Annotated in this window: 20 protein-coding genes; 9 read left to right on the forward strand and 11 right to left on the reverse strand. The window is 43.6% G+C overall.

Annotation, left to right across the window (positions count from 1 at the left end; translation table 11 throughout):
* Positions 1–4: 4 nt before the first annotated feature.
* Positions 5–472 (reverse strand): N-acetyltransferase family protein, encoded by a 468-nt coding sequence (locus tag ACXAFJ_RS16740; RefSeq protein ID WP_475324989.1) that lies wholly within the window; start codon positions 470–472, stop codon positions 5–7.
* A gap of 145 nt (positions 473–617) precedes the next feature.
* Here ACXAFJ_RS16740 and ACXAFJ_RS16745 point away from each other — a divergent pair, with 145 nt between their 5' ends.
* The 3 genes from ACXAFJ_RS16745 to ACXAFJ_RS16755 all read left to right on the forward strand — a co-directional run bounded on the left by ACXAFJ_RS16745 (position 618) and on the right by ACXAFJ_RS16755 (position 4,849).
* Entirely contained in the window at positions 618–1,214 is a 597-nt protein-coding gene (locus ACXAFJ_RS16745; RefSeq protein WP_475324991.1) for a glutathione S-transferase N-terminal domain-containing protein, read from the forward strand.
* A 160-nt stretch (positions 1,215–1,374) separates the two neighbouring features.
* Positions 1,375–2,910: an Lcl C-terminal domain-containing protein gene (locus tag ACXAFJ_RS16750; RefSeq protein ID WP_475324993.1), complete on the forward strand. Its 1,536-nt coding sequence runs from the start codon at positions 1,375–1,377 to the stop codon at positions 2,908–2,910.
* A gap of 163 nt (positions 2,911–3,073) precedes the next feature.
* Positions 3,074–4,849 carry a sensor domain-containing diguanylate cyclase gene (locus tag ACXAFJ_RS16755; RefSeq protein ID WP_475324995.1) on the forward strand — a complete coding sequence of 592 codons (1,776 nt, stop codon included), beginning with the start codon at positions 3,074–3,076 and terminating at the stop codon, positions 4,847–4,849.
* Between the two features lie 16 nt (positions 4,850–4,865).
* Here ACXAFJ_RS16755 and ACXAFJ_RS16760 read toward each other — a convergent pair whose 3' ends face one another.
* Positions 4,866–5,516 (reverse strand): TenA family protein, encoded by a 651-nt coding sequence (locus tag ACXAFJ_RS16760; protein WP_475324997.1) that lies wholly within the window; start codon positions 5,514–5,516, stop codon positions 4,866–4,868.
* 461 nt (positions 5,517–5,977) lie between these two features.
* Here ACXAFJ_RS16760 and rsgA point away from each other — a divergent pair, with 461 nt between their 5' ends.
* Positions 5,978–7,006: a ribosome small subunit-dependent GTPase A gene (gene rsgA, locus ACXAFJ_RS16765; RefSeq protein ID WP_475324998.1), complete on the forward strand. Its 1,029-nt coding sequence runs from the start codon at positions 5,978–5,980 to the stop codon at positions 7,004–7,006.
* Between the two features lie 235 nt (positions 7,007–7,241).
* A complete protein-coding gene (gene trpS / locus ACXAFJ_RS16770; protein WP_475324999.1) occupies positions 7,242–8,264 on the forward strand; it encodes a tryptophan--tRNA ligase in 1,023 nt (340 codons plus the stop codon).
* 74 nt (positions 8,265–8,338) lie between these two features.
* On the opposite strand, the gene rcnR is transcribed toward trpS, so the two are convergent.
* On the reverse strand, positions 8,339–8,611 hold the full coding sequence (gene rcnR, locus ACXAFJ_RS16775) for a Ni(II)/Co(II)-binding transcriptional repressor RcnR (RefSeq protein ID WP_475325000.1): 273 nt from the start codon (positions 8,609–8,611) through the stop codon (positions 8,339–8,341).
* A gap of 180 nt (positions 8,612–8,791) precedes the next feature.
* On the opposite strand from rcnR, the gene ACXAFJ_RS16780 reads away from it, so the two are divergent.
* Positions 8,792–9,142, forward strand: coding sequence for a DUF3147 family protein (locus tag ACXAFJ_RS16780; protein WP_475325002.1), 351 nt, complete (start codon positions 8,792–8,794; stop codon positions 9,140–9,142).
* A gap of 68 nt (positions 9,143–9,210) precedes the next feature.
* Here the strand turns inward: ACXAFJ_RS16780 and yiaA are convergent, their stop codons facing one another.
* The 8 genes from yiaA to ACXAFJ_RS16820 form a co-directional block, all read right to left on the reverse strand.
* On the reverse strand, positions 9,211–9,684 hold the full coding sequence (gene yiaA, locus ACXAFJ_RS16785) for an inner membrane protein YiaA (protein WP_475325003.1): 474 nt from the start codon (positions 9,682–9,684) through the stop codon (positions 9,211–9,213).
* A gap of 151 nt (positions 9,685–9,835) precedes the next feature.
* Complete coding sequence (locus tag ACXAFJ_RS16790; RefSeq protein ID WP_475325004.1) at positions 9,836–10,531, reverse strand: HAD-IB family hydrolase; 696 nt, start codon at positions 10,529–10,531, stop codon at positions 9,836–9,838.
* 1 nt (position 10,532) lies between these two features.
* Positions 10,533–10,925 carry an SMU1112c/YaeR family gloxylase I-like metalloprotein gene (gene gloA2, locus ACXAFJ_RS16795; protein WP_475325006.1) on the reverse strand — a complete coding sequence of 131 codons (393 nt, stop codon included), beginning with the start codon at positions 10,923–10,925 and terminating at the stop codon, positions 10,533–10,535.
* The gene (locus ACXAFJ_RS16800) at positions 10,918–11,388 is read right to left on the reverse strand and encodes a GNAT family N-acetyltransferase (protein ID WP_475325007.1); all 471 of its coding nucleotides are present in this window, start codon (positions 11,386–11,388) and stop codon (positions 10,918–10,920) included. Before ACXAFJ_RS16800 ends, gloA2 begins: the two co-directional genes overlap by 8 nt.
* 24 nt (positions 11,389–11,412) lie before the next feature.
* Positions 11,413–12,021 (reverse strand): class I SAM-dependent methyltransferase, encoded by a 609-nt coding sequence (locus ACXAFJ_RS16805; protein ID WP_475325008.1) that lies wholly within the window; start codon positions 12,019–12,021, stop codon positions 11,413–11,415.
* The gene (locus ACXAFJ_RS16810; RefSeq protein WP_475325010.1) at positions 11,999–12,625 is read right to left on the reverse strand and encodes a histidine phosphatase family protein; all 627 of its coding nucleotides are present in this window, start codon (positions 12,623–12,625) and stop codon (positions 11,999–12,001) included. Before ACXAFJ_RS16810 ends, ACXAFJ_RS16805 begins: the two co-directional genes overlap by 23 nt.
* 20 nt (positions 12,626–12,645) lie before the next feature.
* Positions 12,646–13,179 (reverse strand): GNAT family N-acetyltransferase, encoded by a 534-nt coding sequence (locus tag ACXAFJ_RS16815; protein WP_475325011.1) that lies wholly within the window; start codon positions 13,177–13,179, stop codon positions 12,646–12,648.
* A gap of 150 nt (positions 13,180–13,329) precedes the next feature.
* Positions 13,330–13,716: a DUF2061 domain-containing protein gene (locus tag ACXAFJ_RS16820; protein ID WP_475325012.1), complete on the reverse strand. Its 387-nt coding sequence runs from the start codon at positions 13,714–13,716 to the stop codon at positions 13,330–13,332.
* Between the two features lie 272 nt (positions 13,717–13,988).
* Here ACXAFJ_RS16820 and ACXAFJ_RS16825 point away from each other — a divergent pair, with 272 nt between their 5' ends.
* The 3 genes from ACXAFJ_RS16825 (at position 13,989) to ACXAFJ_RS16835 (ending at position 17,719) form a co-directional block, all read left to right on the forward strand.
* Positions 13,989–16,148: a hypothetical protein gene (locus ACXAFJ_RS16825; RefSeq protein WP_475325014.1), complete on the forward strand. Its 2,160-nt coding sequence runs from the start codon at positions 13,989–13,991 to the stop codon at positions 16,146–16,148.
* 368 nt (positions 16,149–16,516) lie between these two features.
* Positions 16,517–17,308, forward strand: coding sequence for a CLCA_X family protein (locus ACXAFJ_RS16830; protein WP_475325015.1), 792 nt, complete (start codon positions 16,517–16,519; stop codon positions 17,306–17,308).
* A 69-nt stretch (positions 17,309–17,377) separates the two neighbouring features.
* The gene (locus ACXAFJ_RS16835) at positions 17,378–17,719 is read left to right on the forward strand and encodes a Fis family transcriptional regulator (RefSeq protein WP_475325016.1); all 342 of its coding nucleotides are present in this window, start codon (positions 17,378–17,380) and stop codon (positions 17,717–17,719) included.
* Positions 17,720–17,736 lie beyond the last annotated feature (17 nt).

Raw genomic sequence — 17,736 nt, forward strand, 5'->3', positions numbered from 1 at the left:
TCCGCTACAAATCCCAGCGATAGGTTAATCCATTGCCCTGTGTTTTCTCTATTTTTGCTCCCAACCGATTGTAGAAAGCTTGGCCTCTTTTATTGTCTAGCGCGGCTGCCCAACTGATATGGCTGGAACCGATGGCCTCTGCACTACTTTTTAGCTGATTCATCAAGGCCAATCCAATTCCTTGCGAGCGAACGTCCTCTCTCAAGTACAAATCGTCTAACCACAGAGATGGGTCACCGGAAAACGATGAATATCTTAAGTGGTAAAGCGCTAGCCCCGCAATTTGATTATCTTGCTCAGCCAGCAAAGCAAAGGCGACAGGGTGGTCACCAAACATGCTTCGTTTCAGCTTTTGCGCGTTATTGTTAATCACTGTACTTTGGCTTCCCATGCTTCTGTCAAAGTCAGCTTTTAAATACAGTAATTCAAGTAAGACATCACTGTCGCTTTCCGTGGCCATTCTAATTTCCATGTTTCTCTCCCAAAGTAAAAGCTGACTTAAATCTAACAAGCAGATTAATAAGTATTAGTTGCTGGAGTTTGATGATTTATATGACATAGTAAAACGGCTAGTTAAGCTGTTCGTCAACAAGCATTGATACCTAAGGAGATAAATAGTGCATTTAGTCGTTGGAACCAAATCTACATGGTCATTACGCGCATGGATATGTGCCCAAATAGTGAATTTGAAACCCGAGCTTACGGTGGTAGATCTTCAAGCCGAAGGTTATAAATCAAAACTGCTTGAGTTGTCTCCGACCGGATTGGTTCCTTGTTTGCGCAATGGTGATGTGGCTATCCATGATTCTGTAGCCATTGCAGAGTTCTTTAATGAAAAATTTGATGGCGCGCTTTACCCTCAAGATGAATATAAACGAGCATTGGCTAGGAGTTTAGTGGCGGAGATGCACTCTGGTTTTATGACATTGCGAAGTGAATGTCCGTTTTCTACCGAACCGTTAGCTCCATTAACAGACATCGGCGCTTCGATGAAAGCAGAATTAGTACGTGTAGAATCTATTTTTGAACAGGCTTCTCTACCTTTCATGTTTGAAAAAGCAGGAGCGGTGGATGCGTTTTATTCAATACTCGCTTATCGACTTAACAGCTACGGAATCCAACTTTCTGGCAAAGCAGGTGAATACCAACAAGCGCTGTTGAATTGGGATCTGCTACAAATAGCCATCGAGCAAGCGAAGACTTGGCGAGCTTAGAGCTCGGCTTTATGTGGAACGCGCAGCTAGGTTGTTTTACTTTCTATGAATGGCCTACTTCGCGTTTCTTTACTTAACTTTACCTAATTCGATCACAACTTAATCCTCTAGCCGCTAGTCTTATACCTTAATAGACATCTTCACCTGCTAGGGGCTCGCTATGGCGACTGAGACATTCAATTCTAGATTGCAGAAACTTACCGTTATCGCTTTTGGAACGGCAACATCCATTCTTTTCTCTCCTTTTTCTTCGGCTAGTTACGCCATCGTCGACACCGGACAAAATCAGTGCTTTGATAACCGCAGCAAGCGCAGTTCATGTCCATCGGATTACACCGGACAAGATGCTCAGTACTTCGGTAATCAACCGAGTTATCAAAACAACCAAGATGGAACCATCAATGACTTAGTGACCGGGTTGATGTGGACCGCGAGTGCCGATACCAATCACGATGGTAAAGTCGACATCAATGACAAAAAGACGCTATCACAAGCACTACGTTATGCAGAGCAAGCCACTGTTGGAGGGCACAGCGATTGGCGATTACCAACGATAAAAGAGCTGTATTCTCTCATTCTATTTGATGGCCAAGATCCTAGTGGTCTAAAGCAATCTGGCACTGTGGATCTCATTCCATTCATTGATAATCGCTATTTCCAAATTAATGGTGGCGACGTGTCACAAGGCGAACGTTTAATAGACGGTCAGTTTGTTTCCAGCACCCAGTATGTGTCGAAAACCATGAAGCGTGACGACACCGTATTTGGTGTGAATTTTGTCGATGGCCGAATCAAAGGCTATGGCATTTCATCACGAAAAGGTGGTGACAAAGAGTTTTACTTATTGTTGGTTAGGGGCAATCGCGATTATGGCGTCAATCAATTTACGCAGGGTAATGACCAAACGGTAACCGACAATGCCACGGGCCTAATATGGCAACAGACTAACAGTTCGCAAGCTATGAACTTTCCTGATGCACTTGAATATTGTGAATCTCTTAGTCAGGCTGGTATCAATAATTGGCGTTTGCCTAACGTGAAAGAGCTGCATTCGATTGTGGATTACACTCGCTCTCCCGCAACGTCGAATAGCCCTGCTTTAGCTTCAATTTTTAATGCCACAGCCTTTACCAACGAAGCCGGGGACAAAGACTGGGGAAGCGAATGGAGTAGCACCACGCACCAAAATCTCAGAAATGGTGCTAATGGCGCGTATATCTCCATGGGACGGTCGATGGGGTATATGCGAGATGAGTGGATTGATGTTCATGGTGCGGGCGCGCAGCGCAGTGACCCAAAAACTGGCAGTACTGATCAGTATCCGCAAGGCCATGGTCCACAAGGCGATGCTGTTCGAGTTGAAAACTACGTGCGCTGTGTGACAGGTGGCGAAGCGGAATGGGTAAAAAGTCCAAAGCAAGAGCAACGGCCCACTCAGGAGTTTGAGTCTGATGCGAATGGTTCTAGCCAAAGTATGAAAGGCAAATCAGGTGCGGATTCTCGTCCCCAAAATGGCGCTTCGAACACACAAACCAGTTCGAACGGTTTACCCGATAAGATCAAACGCATGGACAAAAATGGTGATAACAAGATAACCAAAAGTGAAGCGAGAGGCCCACTTGCCAATGATTTTGACAAGCTGGATCGCAACTCTGACGGTTATCTCACGGTAGATGAACTGCCAGTAAGACGCTGAGTAAAACTATTGAACTAGTTAAAAAGATGATGTTAGTCCCAAACTTTGCCAATTCAACATCAGTGACCTAAGCTCGTAGAACATTGGTTGTAATGAGTGGGCAAAATGAATGAGAGCGGTATTCAAACTTTTGCTCTGCTGTTCATTATTGTTAAGTTCAGTAGTGGTAAGTTCAGTTGTTGATGCTTTTGAAAGGGTTATCGTCGCGTCTGAACAGCAGCCGCTATCTCAAGTGGTTTACTATCAAGCGGATATCGGACAAAACGTTTCTGAGCTTATCGCCATGCCAGTTAGCGCCTGGCAAGCTCAGTACGGCGAAGCGCTCAATCTAGGTTACACCACAAAAGCCTATTGGGTTCGGCAAGATGTCGAACTGATCAATCGAGATGACTACCTACTCGACATATCTTACCCAGTCCTAGATTCCCTAAGAGTCGTGGTATTCAAAGATAATAAGCGTATCGACGATACTCTTCTGGGCGATCGCTATCCGTTTTCCGAGCGACGGGTTCCCCACCAACACTTCTTGTTGCCTCTTAACAAAGCTGGCCCAGATGTTTATACCTTTTTGATTCGCGTCGAATCCACCAGTTCAGTCCAGCTCCCCATGACAATATGGCAAGCCTACGCTTTTGGGGAAGTTGACCATGAATTGACCTTAATGCAGGGTTTTTACTTCGGCTGGATGGGCATTATGGCGGCGTATAACCTTTTGTTGTTCGTGTCGATTCGCGATAAAAGCCTGCTTTACTATTTTGTCTACGTCTCCTTTGTCTGTATGTTTTATGCCAGTTTAAGTGGCTTGTCATTCCGACACTTGTGGCCAGAGGCAACATGGTGGAACGACCAATCTATTTTGGTGTTTTTAGTACTAACGGTGATGACAGGCACAGCATTTATTGTCAATTTATTGGATCTAAAGCGAAATCATACATGGTTGTTTCGAGGATGCGTCGGGTTACTTAGTTTTGGCGTCATGATGATGATTGCGGTGTGGTTCCTTCCTTACCAGAGCCTGGTGCAAGTGATCATCGTATACGCTGTAATTGCCTGTGTGTGGGGTGTGGTAACTCGGTCGGTTCGCATCTTCGAAGGCACCAACTTCTCAATGTACTACTCGTTGGCTTGGAACTCTGCGTTGTGTGGTGGAGTGATCTTGGCAGCCAGCAAGTTCAATTTTATTCCCACCAATTGGTTTAGTGAAAACGCATTGCTATTAGGAACGGGCTTAGAAGCGGTGTTCTTGTCGTTTGCAGTCGCGGAACGCATTCATGAGGAGAAACGCAAGCGGATTTCTGCACAAGGTCAAACGGTTCAAGAGGTTAGAAACGCCAACGCAAGGTTAGAGCATCAAGTGAGTATTCGAACTCGAGAGTTGAAAGAAGCTTATGAACGACTCAAATTTGTCGCCAAAGTGGATGAACTGACGCAAACCTTCAATCGACGCTCTCTTAATGAATCACTAGAACAAGAATGCAATCGTGCTCGGCGTCACAACCATGTTTTGGCGCTTTTGATGATAGATATCGACCATTTCAAGAAAATTAACGACAAATTTGGCCACCAATGCGGTGATGATGCACTCGTGCATATCGCCAACATTATAAAAAGTAAGTGTAACCGACCCGGTGAAATGGTGGCGCGATATGGTGGGGAAGAGTTTTGCGTATTATTGCCGGAGTGCGACAAGCAAGCCGCGTTGGATGTAGCAGAGCGAGTTAGGCAGTTTGTCGCCACCCACCCATTTCAATACTATGGCGAGTCTTTGTCTATCACCATCAGCATCGGTGTCACCTATGCAAAAGGTGATGACCTTGAACCAGAGAGTTTGATAAAAACCGCCGATGATGCGCTTTATCGAGCTAAAGAAAACGGGCGCAACCAAGTTAATTTAGGGTTACGCCATCTTCAAGGAGTGATTCCCGGCGGAGCTAGCTAGTTTTGTGACCTATCAATCAGTAAACGGCGCTAAAGAACTCATGCTCCAGCTTAGCCATACGATCAAATCGCGCTTGCAGTCGAGCGAGAGTCTTTTGGTCGTTATCAGCAAACGAATCGACCTGAAAACGAAGCCAATTCACAAAGGCTTCAAATTCAGGAAGTACATGAATATCGATCCATTCCTTTAGGTAGAAACGCGATTGTGTTTTCCCATCTTGAGCTTTACACCAAGTTAAATACACCCATTCTGCTACACAAAGAACGGTAATCGCATCTTGGTAGTCGTATTGAGCCGCGTCGTTGAGCTCATCAATGATAGCTTGCGCAGTTGGGTTAAGCACTGGGTTTGAATATTGCTCTTGAGAGATATTCAAAGCTTCAAAGCTTCGCAAAAAATAGGTGTTTTCGTCACTGGTCAGTGCGCCGAGAAATTGGCCCAATACTGTTTTTTCAGGCATTGACGGCGCTTTAACGATCGCGCTGGCGACTAGGTTAACTAGAGACTCTATAAATGCGTAATCTTGAACCAGATAATTGGCGTAAACCTCATCAGACATGGTGTCGTCGCCGACTTGATGAGTGAATTTGTGGTCGATGGCCTTTTGCCAATGTTCGATGGACGCCTGACGGAACGTTTCGCTGAGTGGAAGTACTTGAGCTGACATGATTTTTCTTGTGAGTTATTTGAACGGCAAATATAACCCCACAGCATAATCGCTGTCCATATATGAGCTTAGCGTACGTGGTTCCAGTTTATTCCAGTGCTTGTTAACGAACGGAGCGAATCACAATGTGCTTTTATTAAGTGTGGTTATTTAACCGACTTGTGTTAAGCTTTTGAGGTTTTCAAAGGCTCGATTTTCCCAATACTGAAATCGAAAGCCTCTCAATATAGGAGATAGATGATGATTGTAATGCTAACCCACCCGGCAGGGATGTTCGCTTAATCTGATTTTCTGTTTTAGAAACAGTCTTTGGTATTAATCATACCTCCCGCCCGGTGATTCTAACCGGGGCAATGCCCCCTAACGTTTAAATACAATAGCTTTGTCGCTTTGCTGTACCCAAAATATACGCCGCGATTGAGTTGTTGAACTGCGAACTCGCAGTACAGGGGATTCAAGAAATGCAGTCATTTCAAACACTGCGCCAACTAGGTTGGCAACCATTTTTTCAACAACAACTGAGCTTTGAAGAGTTAGAAAGCACACTTATTGGTAGAATTACCGCCCACCATCGCAGTGAATATCGAATTCATAATGGTGAAAGTGAATTTGCACTAGCTATTCGCCCTAATACTCCCAACTTAACCGTTGGGGACTGGGTTTTGCTCGATTCTGACAATACACTTCATCGCGAACTCGATAGAAGCAGTCTTTTTCGAAGAAAAGCCGCTGGAGAGGGAATCGACGAGCAGCTTATCGCCGCCAATGTCGACACACTTTTCATTGTGGTTTCGCTTAATGATGATTTAAACGTCAATCGCATTGAGCGCTATTTGGCTTTGGCGCATGAAGCACAAGTTACGTCAGTCATTGTGACAACCAAACTCGATCTAGTAACCGATTCCGATTATCAAGAGGTGCTCGATCAGTTAGATAAATCGTTGGAAGTGATATCGGTTAATGGTCTCGATAAAGACTCATGCGAGCCATTGTTTCAATGGTGTGGGTTAGGTCAAACCGTTGCTTTGGTGGGTTCATCTGGGGTAGGTAAATCTACGCTAGTGAATACCTTACTGGGAAGCGACGATCAGCTCACTGGTGGTATTCGCGAAGATGACAGCAAGGGAAGGCACACCACAACGTCTCGTTCAATACACTTTATTGACGAGGGTGGTGCACTAATCGACACACCCGGAATGCGTGAACTGCAACTCGCGTTTTGCGACTCTGGGTTAGATGAGGTGTTTAGTGATATTCGTGAATTGGCAGAGACTTGTCGTTTTGCCGATTGTCAGCACGTTAACGAACCAGGCTGCGCAGTGAAAGCCGCGGTGGAGTCGGGTGAGCTGTCGCAGCGAAAACTCAATAACTTCTACAAATTGAAGCGTGAAGAATTACACAATACCGAAACTTTACACGCAAAACGAGCTCGTTCTAAAGCACTACACAAGACCTACAAGCACGCAAAAGTCAAACGTGCAACACGCTAACCAAGCAAAGCCACTTCTCACAGAAGTGGCTTTTTAATTTTGTACTTGTCACAGAAAATCAATATGTTATGTTGCTATATATGAACATGATTTCCAATCTTTCAACATCGGTAATTTGGTGGCGCTCTAGTTAGAGCGGCGCGGAATTGTCACATTCTTAAGCTGCTGGTGGGTAGCTAAGAATGGTCTTTTATTGGTATCTCCAGCAGTCGATTTTCAACTAGGAGATACTCATATGAATACACCAACTACTCATAAATCATCTGAAATTATTCTGACTGGCGACCGAGCAACGGGACCATTGCATCTTGGTCATTTTATCGGCTCCTTGAAACAGCGTGTCCATCTCCAGAATCTGCATGAGCAGACGATTTTGGTGGCGGATATGCAAGGCTTAACCGATAACGCGCACAACCCAGAGAAAGTCTCATCCAACATTTTAAACGTGGTTGCTGACTACTTGGCCGTTGGGATTGATCCAACGAAAACAACGATCTGCTTGCAGTCTCAGTTACCAGCGTTAGCTGAGTTGACCATGTTCTACAGCAATTTGGTGACGATAAGCCGATTAGAGCGAAATCCTACCGTGAAAAACGAGATTCAAAACAAAGGTTTTGAACGATCAATTCCTGCGGGCTTTCTCACTTACCCAATATCTCAAGCCGCTGATATTACGGCATTCAATGCCACATTAGTCCCAGTGGGCGATGACCAGCTTCCTATGCTTGAACAAACTAATGAAATTGCCCGCAAAATCAATTCACTGGCAGGCTCGATGATTCTAAACGAATGTAAACCTTTGCTGAGCAAAGCACCTAGACTCCCTAGCACAGATGGCAAGAACAAGATGTCTAAAACCATGGGCAACACCATCAACCTCGGCGCGTCGGAAAAAGAGATTTCTGCTGCGGTGAAATCCATGTACACCGACCCGAATCACTTAAGAATAGAAGACCCAGGTCAAGTTGAAGGTAACGTCGTGTTTACTTATTTGGATGCGTTTCACGATGATGAAAGTTTGGTGGCGGACCTCAAAGCTCAATACCAGAGAGGTGGTTTAGGTGATGGAACAACTAAGAAAATTCTCGAAGAATGTTTGCAAGAGACTCTGCGCCCGATCAGAGAACAACGAGCGGTTTATTTGCAAGATAAGAGTCAGCTAATAGATGTTTTGAAACAGGGGACACTGGTGTCTCAACGGAAAACCCAGCTTGTACTAGAGAAAGTCAAAGATGTGTTTGGGTTAAATATATTTTGAGATGCGAGCCAGGCTAGTGATATACCACTAACCTATTGAGTGCGGTGATATTGCTTATTACCGCACCAGCCCGACTACTTGATGTAAGAATCTAAGACCTTCAACACCACTTCAATATCATTTTCTCGTTGCGCTAGTTCTTCTTCCAATACTACATGTTCAAGTAAGTGACCTTTTATCACTTCGCGCATCAGACCATTTACCGCACCGCGAATAGCCGCAATTTGCTGCAACACGTCTTGGCATTCGTGCTCTTGCTCTAGCATTTTCTTTAAGCCATTTACTTGACCTTGAATTTTGCTGACGCGAGTACTGAGCTTTTTTTGATCTCTAGTGGTATGGGACATGCTTAGCTTCTTTGTCGTTTTAATCGGTCAATTGTAAGGACAATGTAGCACTAATTTTATACTGGGGGGTAGTATAAAATACTAGGGGGGAGTATAGTTTAGGTTGTGGCTTAAAAATGTACAGGTGACGGTGAGAGATTGAGCCGTTTAGCTTTAGATTAGAAATTAGGTGTAAGGGATATGCTCTGGATTCTTACAAAATATGCGGTAACAGCGGGATTGGTCGTTCTTATTTCAGAAGTAGCTAAACGCAGCGACAAAGCGGGTGCGCTTATTGCAGCGCTACCCACGGTTACTATATTGGCTTTGATCTGGATGTATATCGAAAACCAAGATCAAACCAAATTGGCCAACCATGCTTATTATACCTTTTGGTATGTGTTACCCACTTTGCCCATGTTTCTGATATTTCCTGTTTTGCTCAACCGCTTTTCTTTTTGGCCGTCACTGGGGATTTGTGCTGTGATTTCGATTGCTTGCTTTTTCCTTGTCGCTATCTTGGTCAAGAATATTGGAGTCGAATTACTCTAGTTTTACCCCAAAAACAACAAATCAGCACCCGAAAGGGTGCTGATTTGTTGTTGAGGACAAGTTAGTGATTAGCTTTGGCTGGCAATGTCGTCAGTTTCAAAGTTGTCATCTACGTGAATTGACTCTTCGTTGGACTTAAACATTTCTAAATCACGAGTGTTCTTTTGCACTGCGATGGCCGCAAATAAAGCCAGTGTGTAAGCCATGCCAAAGAAGCCTTTTTCGCTCAACCACATTTCAGCGTTGTATAGCCCAATGACAAGTAGAGCAATACCTCCAATCGCGACAGACCATGAAATCAAGTAATACATATGAGTAACAGGTAGGCCTTCTTCTTTGTCACGAACCGTCTTTTGGACGGAGATTGCAGCGTACAAACCAAGTAGTAATACTGCGAAGTAGTAGCCTTTTTCATTCAGTTGTAGATCAGAATTCCACAATCCAAGTAGGTAGCTAATAAGGCCAATTGCCAAAGCTGACCAAGATGCCAAAACGAAAGCTTTAGAAGGTTTTAAATGATTGATTGTTTGCTTAGATTCCATGGTGAACATCCTTTTAATTGAACGGTGTTTTTTATCTGGGTTTAACTATGGTGTGACGAACGGAAAATATCAAAACAAAATAAAAAACACCGTTCATTATTGTGAGGTGATGCACAATTTTTGGCCATTTAGACTATTTAATAGGGAGACTCTAGGATTCTAAAGTGTCGAGTTTAACCTTCCAAGGCTTGGGTTCATCACCATCTTTCTCGACAAAAAAGGCATTGTCAGCCAGCGATAACATGGCAAAGTCTTCACTTGTATTGCCATAAGCATAAATCGATTGGTATCGGCTGAGGTTATACGTTTGCTCTATCCACTGAGATTTTCTTTCACCGTGGCAGTCACCACGTTTGTATAGACCGGTGTACCAGCCCCGTTTTTTAACTAGTTCACTACACATTACTTCAACATCATGGTGTCGACACCAATGTTTGAGATAAACGTCGAGCGATGCTGAAACGACGACGACACGATCCCCCTGGCTTTTGTGCCAGCGCATCCGGTCCATAACAGTAGGATTGAGTTTGTGTTGTAACTCTCTTTCAAAATAAGTTTTACCGATGTAATCCAGCGTTTTTTCTCGTCGACCTACAAATGTAAAAAAGCTCAGTATTGGTCTTGTTAATGCGGGGGATAAAAGCCCCGATTTATATAATCCAATGGTCGGAAGACATAACAATCCGGCTACCATAGTTCGTAATTTAGATGAGGAGTAGAACAAAAACGGAGTATAGGTATCTGTGTGGCTTAATGTCCCATCAAAGTCAAAAAAGGCGATAGTCCCGTTAGAATGAACTGGATTGGTGTGTTTGCAGTCCGACTTAAAAATGTCTTGAGCTTCCATATTACTTAGAACTTGATTGATATACTTCGAGCGGCAAGCTATCAGGGTCAGCAAAGAATGTAAATTTTTTACCCGTGAATTCGTCCACACGAATTGGTTCAACATCGATTGAATGAGACTGCAAGTATTCCACCACATTTTCGATATTCGACACAGAAAAGGCCAGATGGCGCAAGCCACAGGCTTCTGGGCGAGATGGTCTTTTGGGAGGATTGGGGAACGAGAACAGCTCGATCTGGCTACCATCCGCTAAGGCTAAATCTAGTTTGTAAGATTGGCGTTCAGCACGATAGTTCTCTGCAATGATTTTTAGGCCGAGAATCTCAGTGTAGAAGTGTTTGGATTTGTCGTAGTCGGAGGCAATGATAGCGACGTGATGGATAGCATTAAACATTAGGCTGGCCCAAATGATTGAATACGTGTTGTGATTTGCTCTGGTTAAAGCCGTGTTTGAGATAGAACTTGTGGGCGAGCTCTCGACTGCAATTACATCGAACTCGTATTTCATGGCTTTGAAATTGATGTTTCAGTTCATCAACCAGTTTAGAACCCACTCCTAACCCTCTGCAATCTGGATGAACGATGAGACCGACAATTTCTACAAACTCTGGCGATGTAAGCCGGATCATTTTACAAGCGTGCAGCCAGCCAAGGAGCTTTTCAGAGCTACTCGCGACAAGCAGGATATGGTCAGGATTTTCTATTAAAGCAGATACCACCAACTGCTGCTCTTGAGACCGCTGACTTTGCGAATTGTGGTGAACTGGCGCACTTGATAAAAAATGACTCAAGCTAGCTAGTTGAATCGCATCTTCGAGTAGAGCTTCTCGAATAATAATGTCGTTTTTTTCCGTCATTGGTATTCTCGATATTGACACGAATTATCCAGTTTTTACGGCTAGCACAGAGAATGTGTGCCAGTGTTTTTCAAATCCAACCGCCGTTTTTCCAAACTCATTTCGTTCTTGCAGATTGAGTATTTGGAAGCCATCGAACAACTTCAAAACTTGTGGTTTGGTAAAACCAGTTACGACGTGATTATCTGATTCAACCCATGAGTCTTTCGCTCCGAGTAAATCTCCGCAAAATACGCCACCAGTAACAATCGAGTTTTGAATCCTAGTCCATGTCTCTACAAATTTCCCAGGGTTGGCGAAGTACAAACTGTGATTTGCCATAAACAAGTGACAATTTGGGAAGTCGTAGTCTTCAAAGTTGCTTGTTGATAATTCAACCTTTTGCTGCCCTTCAAACCTTGCGTTGCAAAGCGAAATGGCTTCTGGATTGATATCTAATGCATGCACGAAATAGCCGTTTTCCAACAGGAAAGCGGTGTCGGCTCCAGTACCACACCCACAATCTATTGCTAGTGGTTCAGACGCGTGAACCAGTGCACATGCACGCTCGGTACGCGGTAGTGGTTTTTTACGTAGCGCTTTTTGGTAGTAACGATGCCAGATTTCATCTTTATCGAGAGACTTGGTACTCATAGGTGATGTAACCCCAATAACTGTCCTTGTTTGATTCGCGAACCTGTTTCCAGCCTTGCTTTTGCAGCTGTTTATCAATAATTCGGTTCATGATTCCATGCCCCAGCAATAAAACCGGCTGCTGCTGGGCTTCTTTAATGAGTCTATCCGTGACTAATTGAGCGCGTTTTTTACTAGCAGAAATGGATTCTGCATGGCGACTGAGTCCGACTAACCACATTAGTCTCAGGGCGACAAACCAAGTTTTAACGGAAAACTTAATTTTTGAAGTGCGAAAATAAGGTAAATCACATTCACGCATTTCTTCCATTACGATATGTTGCTGACCCGATTGTAAATGATCGACAGAATCCAATGCTCTCGGGAGATCGCTAGAGACGATAACGGATGCTTGATTAGCGATATTCAGTGCGGAATCCGTTGGTCTGCTCTGTTTGCTTAATGAGGATTGTTTGTAATCAGCAACCAGCTCACCTACTTCTAACCCTGAGACCTTTTGATCCATCAAAGAATCCAAATTCAGATCAGGTTTGCCGTGTCGCATCACGGTGATATTAAAGTGGCTGGTTTTCATTGCGTATTGGGCAGGTTCGTTAGTGTCCATAATTGGTTTCAATATTCTGGTTAGCGCTCTTTTCTAATCGAGTAAACCGCGTGGTCGATAATTCGGCCATTGATGTTTTCGGCGTTAGCCATCACACCATCAAACTGAAAACCAAGTCGCTCTGCCACCGCACGGCTTGGCCTATTTTCCACACCCGCAAAAAGATGAACTACATCAAGGTTGAGTTGATCAAATGCCACGGAGAGTAGGTAAGATACCGATTTAGTGACAATCCCGTTTCCGCGCTTGTCTTGACTCAGCCAATAACCAACGTCGCAACGCTTAAGATCGTGGTTTATCGACTCCAGGCTAGCATTCCCAACCAGCTCGCCTTTGTAGATAATGGCGCAGCTTATTGATTTTCCGTTGGCGTAATTGATGAGTGAGTTTTTGACATAGGTTTCGAAGAAGGCTTCACCATCCGCGTGTTTTGCCCACGACATCCACTCAGATAAGCTATCCTGTTGCTCAGATACAACACGCCAATAGTGTGCGGCAAAGTCCTTCTGAACCAAAGCCAGTTTTATGTCTTGGTCAACTTCTACAGTAAACATCGAGTACACCTTGTCATCGGAGCCGAGCCTTGCATTGATTTACACATTCATAGGTATACCAATGCCCTTGGTTTCTTGAGACTATCCAGATTTAACAGGTGCTTTGCAACCGATTGTCTAATAATTTTGCGGCAAAACTATGCTGTCAGGCTAAGCGGTTTGCAATGGTAATTTAACTTTCGATTTTTGTTGCCATACTCGCTCGTGAAAGAAATACGCCACTGAATTGATACTAGGTTCAATCAATGCAATCAAGCCACCAATAAAGCCATCTCCGGTAAGTAAGTAGACTACGCTAAACGCCACACTAAAATGAACAACGGCAAAACTCACGGTCTTAAGATGAGTATTAGCCGCATAATTTTGTAGTGCGTTACTCTTTTGCCACGCCTTTTCATGAAGAAAAAACGCAACGGTGTTAACCGATGGCTCAATTAACGCAATCATACTACCCAACAAAAAATCCCCAGTGAGAGCAAAGGCCACTAGTGTTGCGATAGTAAAATGAATCGCGGCAAATGTGATTGTTTTAAACATACCTCACCCTTGTTCTACAAAGAGGTGTCTTGATAGAACCAGTTTCGTTGATCGATTGAGTGGAGGCTAATGGCTAGATTCTATTAGTTTGATAGTTGGCAACGATGGTAAATAAGTACTCCAGTTTTGCTTGTTACTATTACTGACCAATGCGGCTTACCTCTGCGTTTTTAGAACCGTATCGCATTCTAATTAATCCTGAATAGAGGCTTTTTTGTACGGTGGCATGATGTCGCCCAAATTTTGAACATTTGTTAGGGCCGTTAGGGAAAATGGAAGAGTTAGCGTTTTATTTGAAAGTAGTCGCTTTAATTTTGGGCATCATTGGCTTTTTGATTAGCTTGTCGGAAAAAGCGGATCGAAAAGACAAACGTGACAAAGCGCTGAGTGTTAAACGAGACGCTCCATTGACCAAAGAAGAACGCGCTGCGATTCAGTTGCTTCTAGAAAAAGAACCCAAAACCGATGACGTTTATTACTTATCTGGAAACTTGGCCTATATCGACCTCAATGAGGTTGAAGGCGTTAACGAAGACGAAAAACGGCCTGTTTACCTACTCAATGAGCAGCCTGTCATTATTACTACCGTGGGTTTAACTTGTACACAAGTTGAAGGAAATACAGCGGAAGTCGTTGATATTGATGGAACGCTCGTTGTTATTGCTATCAATGATCAATATACCTTGGTTGATGAGCAAAACGATATTTACCCAGAAGGGGTAGCGTTTGCTGAGAACGGTCAAATTGATGTTGAAGATTTAGTCAAAGACGGTGTTGTCGCCGATATAATTGTCACGCGCTCTATGGTCGAAAAAACAGGAGAGCGAAATGCAACCCATGATGAAATTGCTTACCTTCAGCCTAAGTATTACGCGTTTACGTACTTAGGCGTGGCCTTGTTGGTTGCATTAGCTTATCTCATTCTGGCGTCGTTTGAACATCAAGACATTGCCAATCTAGTTGTATTAGCAGGTGTGGTTTTAGGATATTTAGTTTGTCGCAATAATGGCAAACTCAAACCTGAATTAACAAAAATTGAGACTTATCGAGGCGCTGCACAAAGTGTTACAGAAACGGATGAAGGCTTATTGGTAGTACTGTCAGAAGATGACCGTTCTTTGCCTAAGTCTGCGGAATACATGGCCCCCAAAGCTTGGAAAAACAAAATAAAAAGTGGTGTGGTTGGTCGTTTCGATGTGGCACCTCAGCAGTCTAAGCTGATCGCATTTGGTCCTCATCGAGCTATTGATATTCGAGACCATAATGAATCGATTACACGTATTCGCAAGCCAAAACACCTGACAATGATGTTTTCTATCCTTGTGTTGGCGGCTTTAGCTGCAAGCTTTGTTAACTGGCCATTGGCACAAGCTAGTTTAGCGATGCAGTTTAAGCCTGAATACCGCGAGATGAAGTCCGCAGATGATTGGTTAAACATGCCGCAAGTGGGCGATACTCTCGAATTAACTCAACCCAAGTTTTGCGAAATCCAAACACGTTGGTCAATAACCCTTTGCACACAGTTTTATTTGGCGGCAGCAACGAGTGAAAACTCGGAAAGTGGCAGTACATTAGATAACGTACTTCCATCTGCCCCATATAATGAGGAAGTAAAGCAACACGCTCAGTATTTTGTTGAAAAGCCCGAAATGTATCCTCCAATTCCCGACGATGTGTATTCGCGAATTACGATAGGACGATTTCTTATTAATACCGCGAACACTCGCCTGAGAACAAAAGGTGAACTGTATTGGTTCAAAGGTGAAGACCTGATCAAAATTGCCAAGCATGTCGAAAAATATTGCCATAATGCCTTGGTCGAATGTGGAGAGTTTAAAGAAGCTTTTGCGGAGTTATGGCAAGAGATGACGGGCGCAAACTGTGACGCTCAAAGTTGTTGGCAGCGCGCTTTGGATAACCGGATCTCCAAAAAAGTAAAACCATCATTGGAAAATGATGACACCCTTTCTTTTTATCGAAGAAAACTAAACAGTTTTGAAAAAGTGCTTTGGCAACAGGTTACAACTGCGTTCAATAACTCTTTTGATGACCTTCCACCGGAAAGAGTGTCTCTTACTTTTAATCATCCGGTTTACGGTGAGTTAGAAGCAGTATCTGAGCAATTAAACCAAGTGTTCAGCCCACATTACCGTTCCTACAATCAAGTTCACCGAATTGAAGAGCTCTCTAATCAAATATTGTCAGCGTCTAACGCGAGCATTACAGCCACTTTGATCGGAATAGAGTCTGGCCCAGAGGGGTATCAGCTAGTCATTGATGCTTATCTAGACAAAGACATTGCAAACCATGAATTTCAAAAGTTGGTTGTATTAGCCATTTTAGTTTTCCTAATTCTATTGCACTTAATCGCTTACTCAGTCGGAAGTGAAAAACCTAAAGCGAGATATGGTCGTAGTGCTTTAGCTAATTGAGCTTAAGCAATAGCATACTTCTGGAAAAAGCAGCGAAACATAACGCTATGAGTCGTTGTGCTCTCCATTAAAGAACTGTCTACCAACAACAGAGTAGGCAGTTTCTATCTTGGTATACCTTCTATCTGTTATGAGCTTTATCTTTATGCTGATTGGTACCACGAAAAGCGACCAAAAGTAATGAGAGTCGTATCCCTGGCGCTTTTTTCCGTTACGTTCTTGTCGTTTGTGTTTATTTTTTGGCAGAGGGATTTATCGGCTGATTCCGTCATTTGGGTTTTTGTAATACTGAACACCTAACTGAGTTATACTCGCCTCGAATTCGTAGAACCAAACTTACCACATAGACTTAGCTTCAAAGGGCTACCTTGAAACTCACCAGCTTTAAACACAAAACGCGCAAGGGACCTGATTATCGCCACGGTGAGCAGGTCACTTTCCTAGATGTGAAACAGACGTTTGGAATAAGCAGCATCAAGGTGGGGCGTTGGGTAACCAATGAAGAAAAGGCTCTCGCAGCAAACTTAGTATTTGATGCGTTTGCAGATCTTGCCTACGTACTTGCGCTGCCTCCCGAAGCCATGGGGTTGCGTGGTACGTTGAATTTGGCATTTGGAACCGGTGGAAGTAAAGGAATTCAAGCTCATTACGCTCGTCATTTACGCGAACTGGCGTTAGCAAAGAATGCAGGTGCTGGAGCATTGGCGCATGAATTTTGGCATGCCTTTGATCATTACATAGCGGATAAGGCCTTTGATTTAAAGGGCATTCCACGGTCCAACATCAGTCACCTGTTTGCCAGCGACTTATGGTTAAAAAATGCAAAACCCATTGAACATCCGCTTAATTCCCGCTTGCTCAAAATATTTGATGTGACTTTGCTAACGGAAGACGGGGTGGATAAACATGACTATGTGGCACGCAGCGTGACAGCAGATAAAGCACTGTCAGCTAATTATTTTTCTGCACCAACAGAAATGATGGCGAGAGCATTTGAGGCCACAATTGAAACCTGCTCAGGCATTGATAATCCCTATCTTGTCGCTGATACCACCAAAAAAGACATGTATCCTCTATTTCCAGATTTGGTTCATCGTCGCGAAATCTTTCTAGCAATGCAGGCGTACTTCAAACCTCTTGGGCAGGCTTTGACTAAATAGTGGCTCACTTCCAACTGCTTAAACAAACGTTTAGAAAGCTACTAACAACAAACTTGGAACTATTTGAAAATGCGTAAAACAGACAAAAAAATGGATAACCAACTGCGAGATATGCTAACCAAGGTATGCGATGACGCCATCGATAGAGTTGAAGGTTTTCAGTGGTTGACCCACCAAGTCAATTATTCCAATTTTCCCTATAGCCTAAAGGTAACGTGTGTGTTTGAGCGCGCTGAACAGGTAGAGAGTTTCCTTTCGACTACTGACAACACATTATTTGTGGACGCGATTTCGAAGGGTTTAGACTCGCTAAAAGTCAAAGTAAAAAACGTAGACAAGATTGTCGCGTATGACAGTGAAGAAGCTTGTTCACTAGAAAATGGTGGCAATTGGGCAAGACGACTAGGTTAGTAGATCGCGTGTAGTGT

This window comes from Vibrio sp. ABH4_348 (assembly GCF_056159765.1).

Bases quoted from the DNA above. Each gene is read 5' to 3' on its own strand.
- ACXAFJ_RS16740 (WP_475324989.1), bottom strand. From the start codon at position 472: ATGGAAATTAGAATGGCCACGGAAAGCGACAGTGATGTCTTACTTGAA.
- ACXAFJ_RS16750 (WP_475324993.1), top strand. From the start codon at position 1,375: ATGGCGACTGAGACATTCAATTCTAGATTGCAGAAACTTACCGTTATC.
- ACXAFJ_RS16760 (WP_475324997.1), bottom strand. From the start codon at position 5,516: ATGTCAGCTCAAGTACTTCCACTCAGCGAAACGTTCCGTCAGGCGTCC.
- rsgA (WP_475324998.1), top strand. From the start codon at position 5,978: ATGCAGTCATTTCAAACACTGCGCCAACTAGGTTGGCAACCATTTTTT.
- trpS (WP_475324999.1), top strand. From the start codon at position 7,242: ATGAATACACCAACTACTCATAAATCATCTGAAATTATTCTGACTGGC.
- rcnR (WP_475325000.1), bottom strand. From the start codon at position 8,611: ATGTCCCATACCACTAGAGATCAAAAAAAGCTCAGTACTCGCGTCAGC.
- ACXAFJ_RS16780 (WP_475325002.1), top strand. From the start codon at position 8,792: ATGCTCTGGATTCTTACAAAATATGCGGTAACAGCGGGATTGGTCGTT.
- yiaA (WP_475325003.1), bottom strand. From the start codon at position 9,684: ATGGAATCTAAGCAAACAATCAATCATTTAAAACCTTCTAAAGCTTTC.
- ACXAFJ_RS16790 (WP_475325004.1), bottom strand. From the start codon at position 10,531: ATGGAAGCTCAAGACATTTTTAAGTCGGACTGCAAACACACCAATCCA.
- gloA2 (WP_475325006.1), bottom strand. From the start codon at position 10,925: ATGTTTAATGCTATCCATCACGTCGCTATCATTGCCTCCGACTACGAC.
- ACXAFJ_RS16800 (WP_475325007.1), bottom strand. From the start codon at position 11,388: ATGACGGAAAAAAACGACATTATTATTCGAGAAGCTCTACTCGAAGAT.
- ACXAFJ_RS16805 (WP_475325008.1), bottom strand. From the start codon at position 12,021: ATGAGTACCAAGTCTCTCGATAAAGATGAAATCTGGCATCGTTACTAC.
- ACXAFJ_RS16810 (WP_475325010.1), bottom strand. From the start codon at position 12,625: ATGGACACTAACGAACCTGCCCAATACGCAATGAAAACCAGCCACTTT.
- ACXAFJ_RS16815 (WP_475325011.1), bottom strand. From the start codon at position 13,179: ATGTTTACTGTAGAAGTTGACCAAGACATAAAACTGGCTTTGGTTCAG.
- ACXAFJ_RS16820 (WP_475325012.1), bottom strand. From the start codon at position 13,716: ATGTTTAAAACAATCACATTTGCCGCGATTCATTTTACTATCGCAACA.
- ACXAFJ_RS16825 (WP_475325014.1), top strand. From the start codon at position 13,989: ATGGAAGAGTTAGCGTTTTATTTGAAAGTAGTCGCTTTAATTTTGGGC.
- ACXAFJ_RS16835 (WP_475325016.1), top strand. From the start codon at position 17,378: ATGCGTAAAACAGACAAAAAAATGGATAACCAACTGCGAGATATGCTA.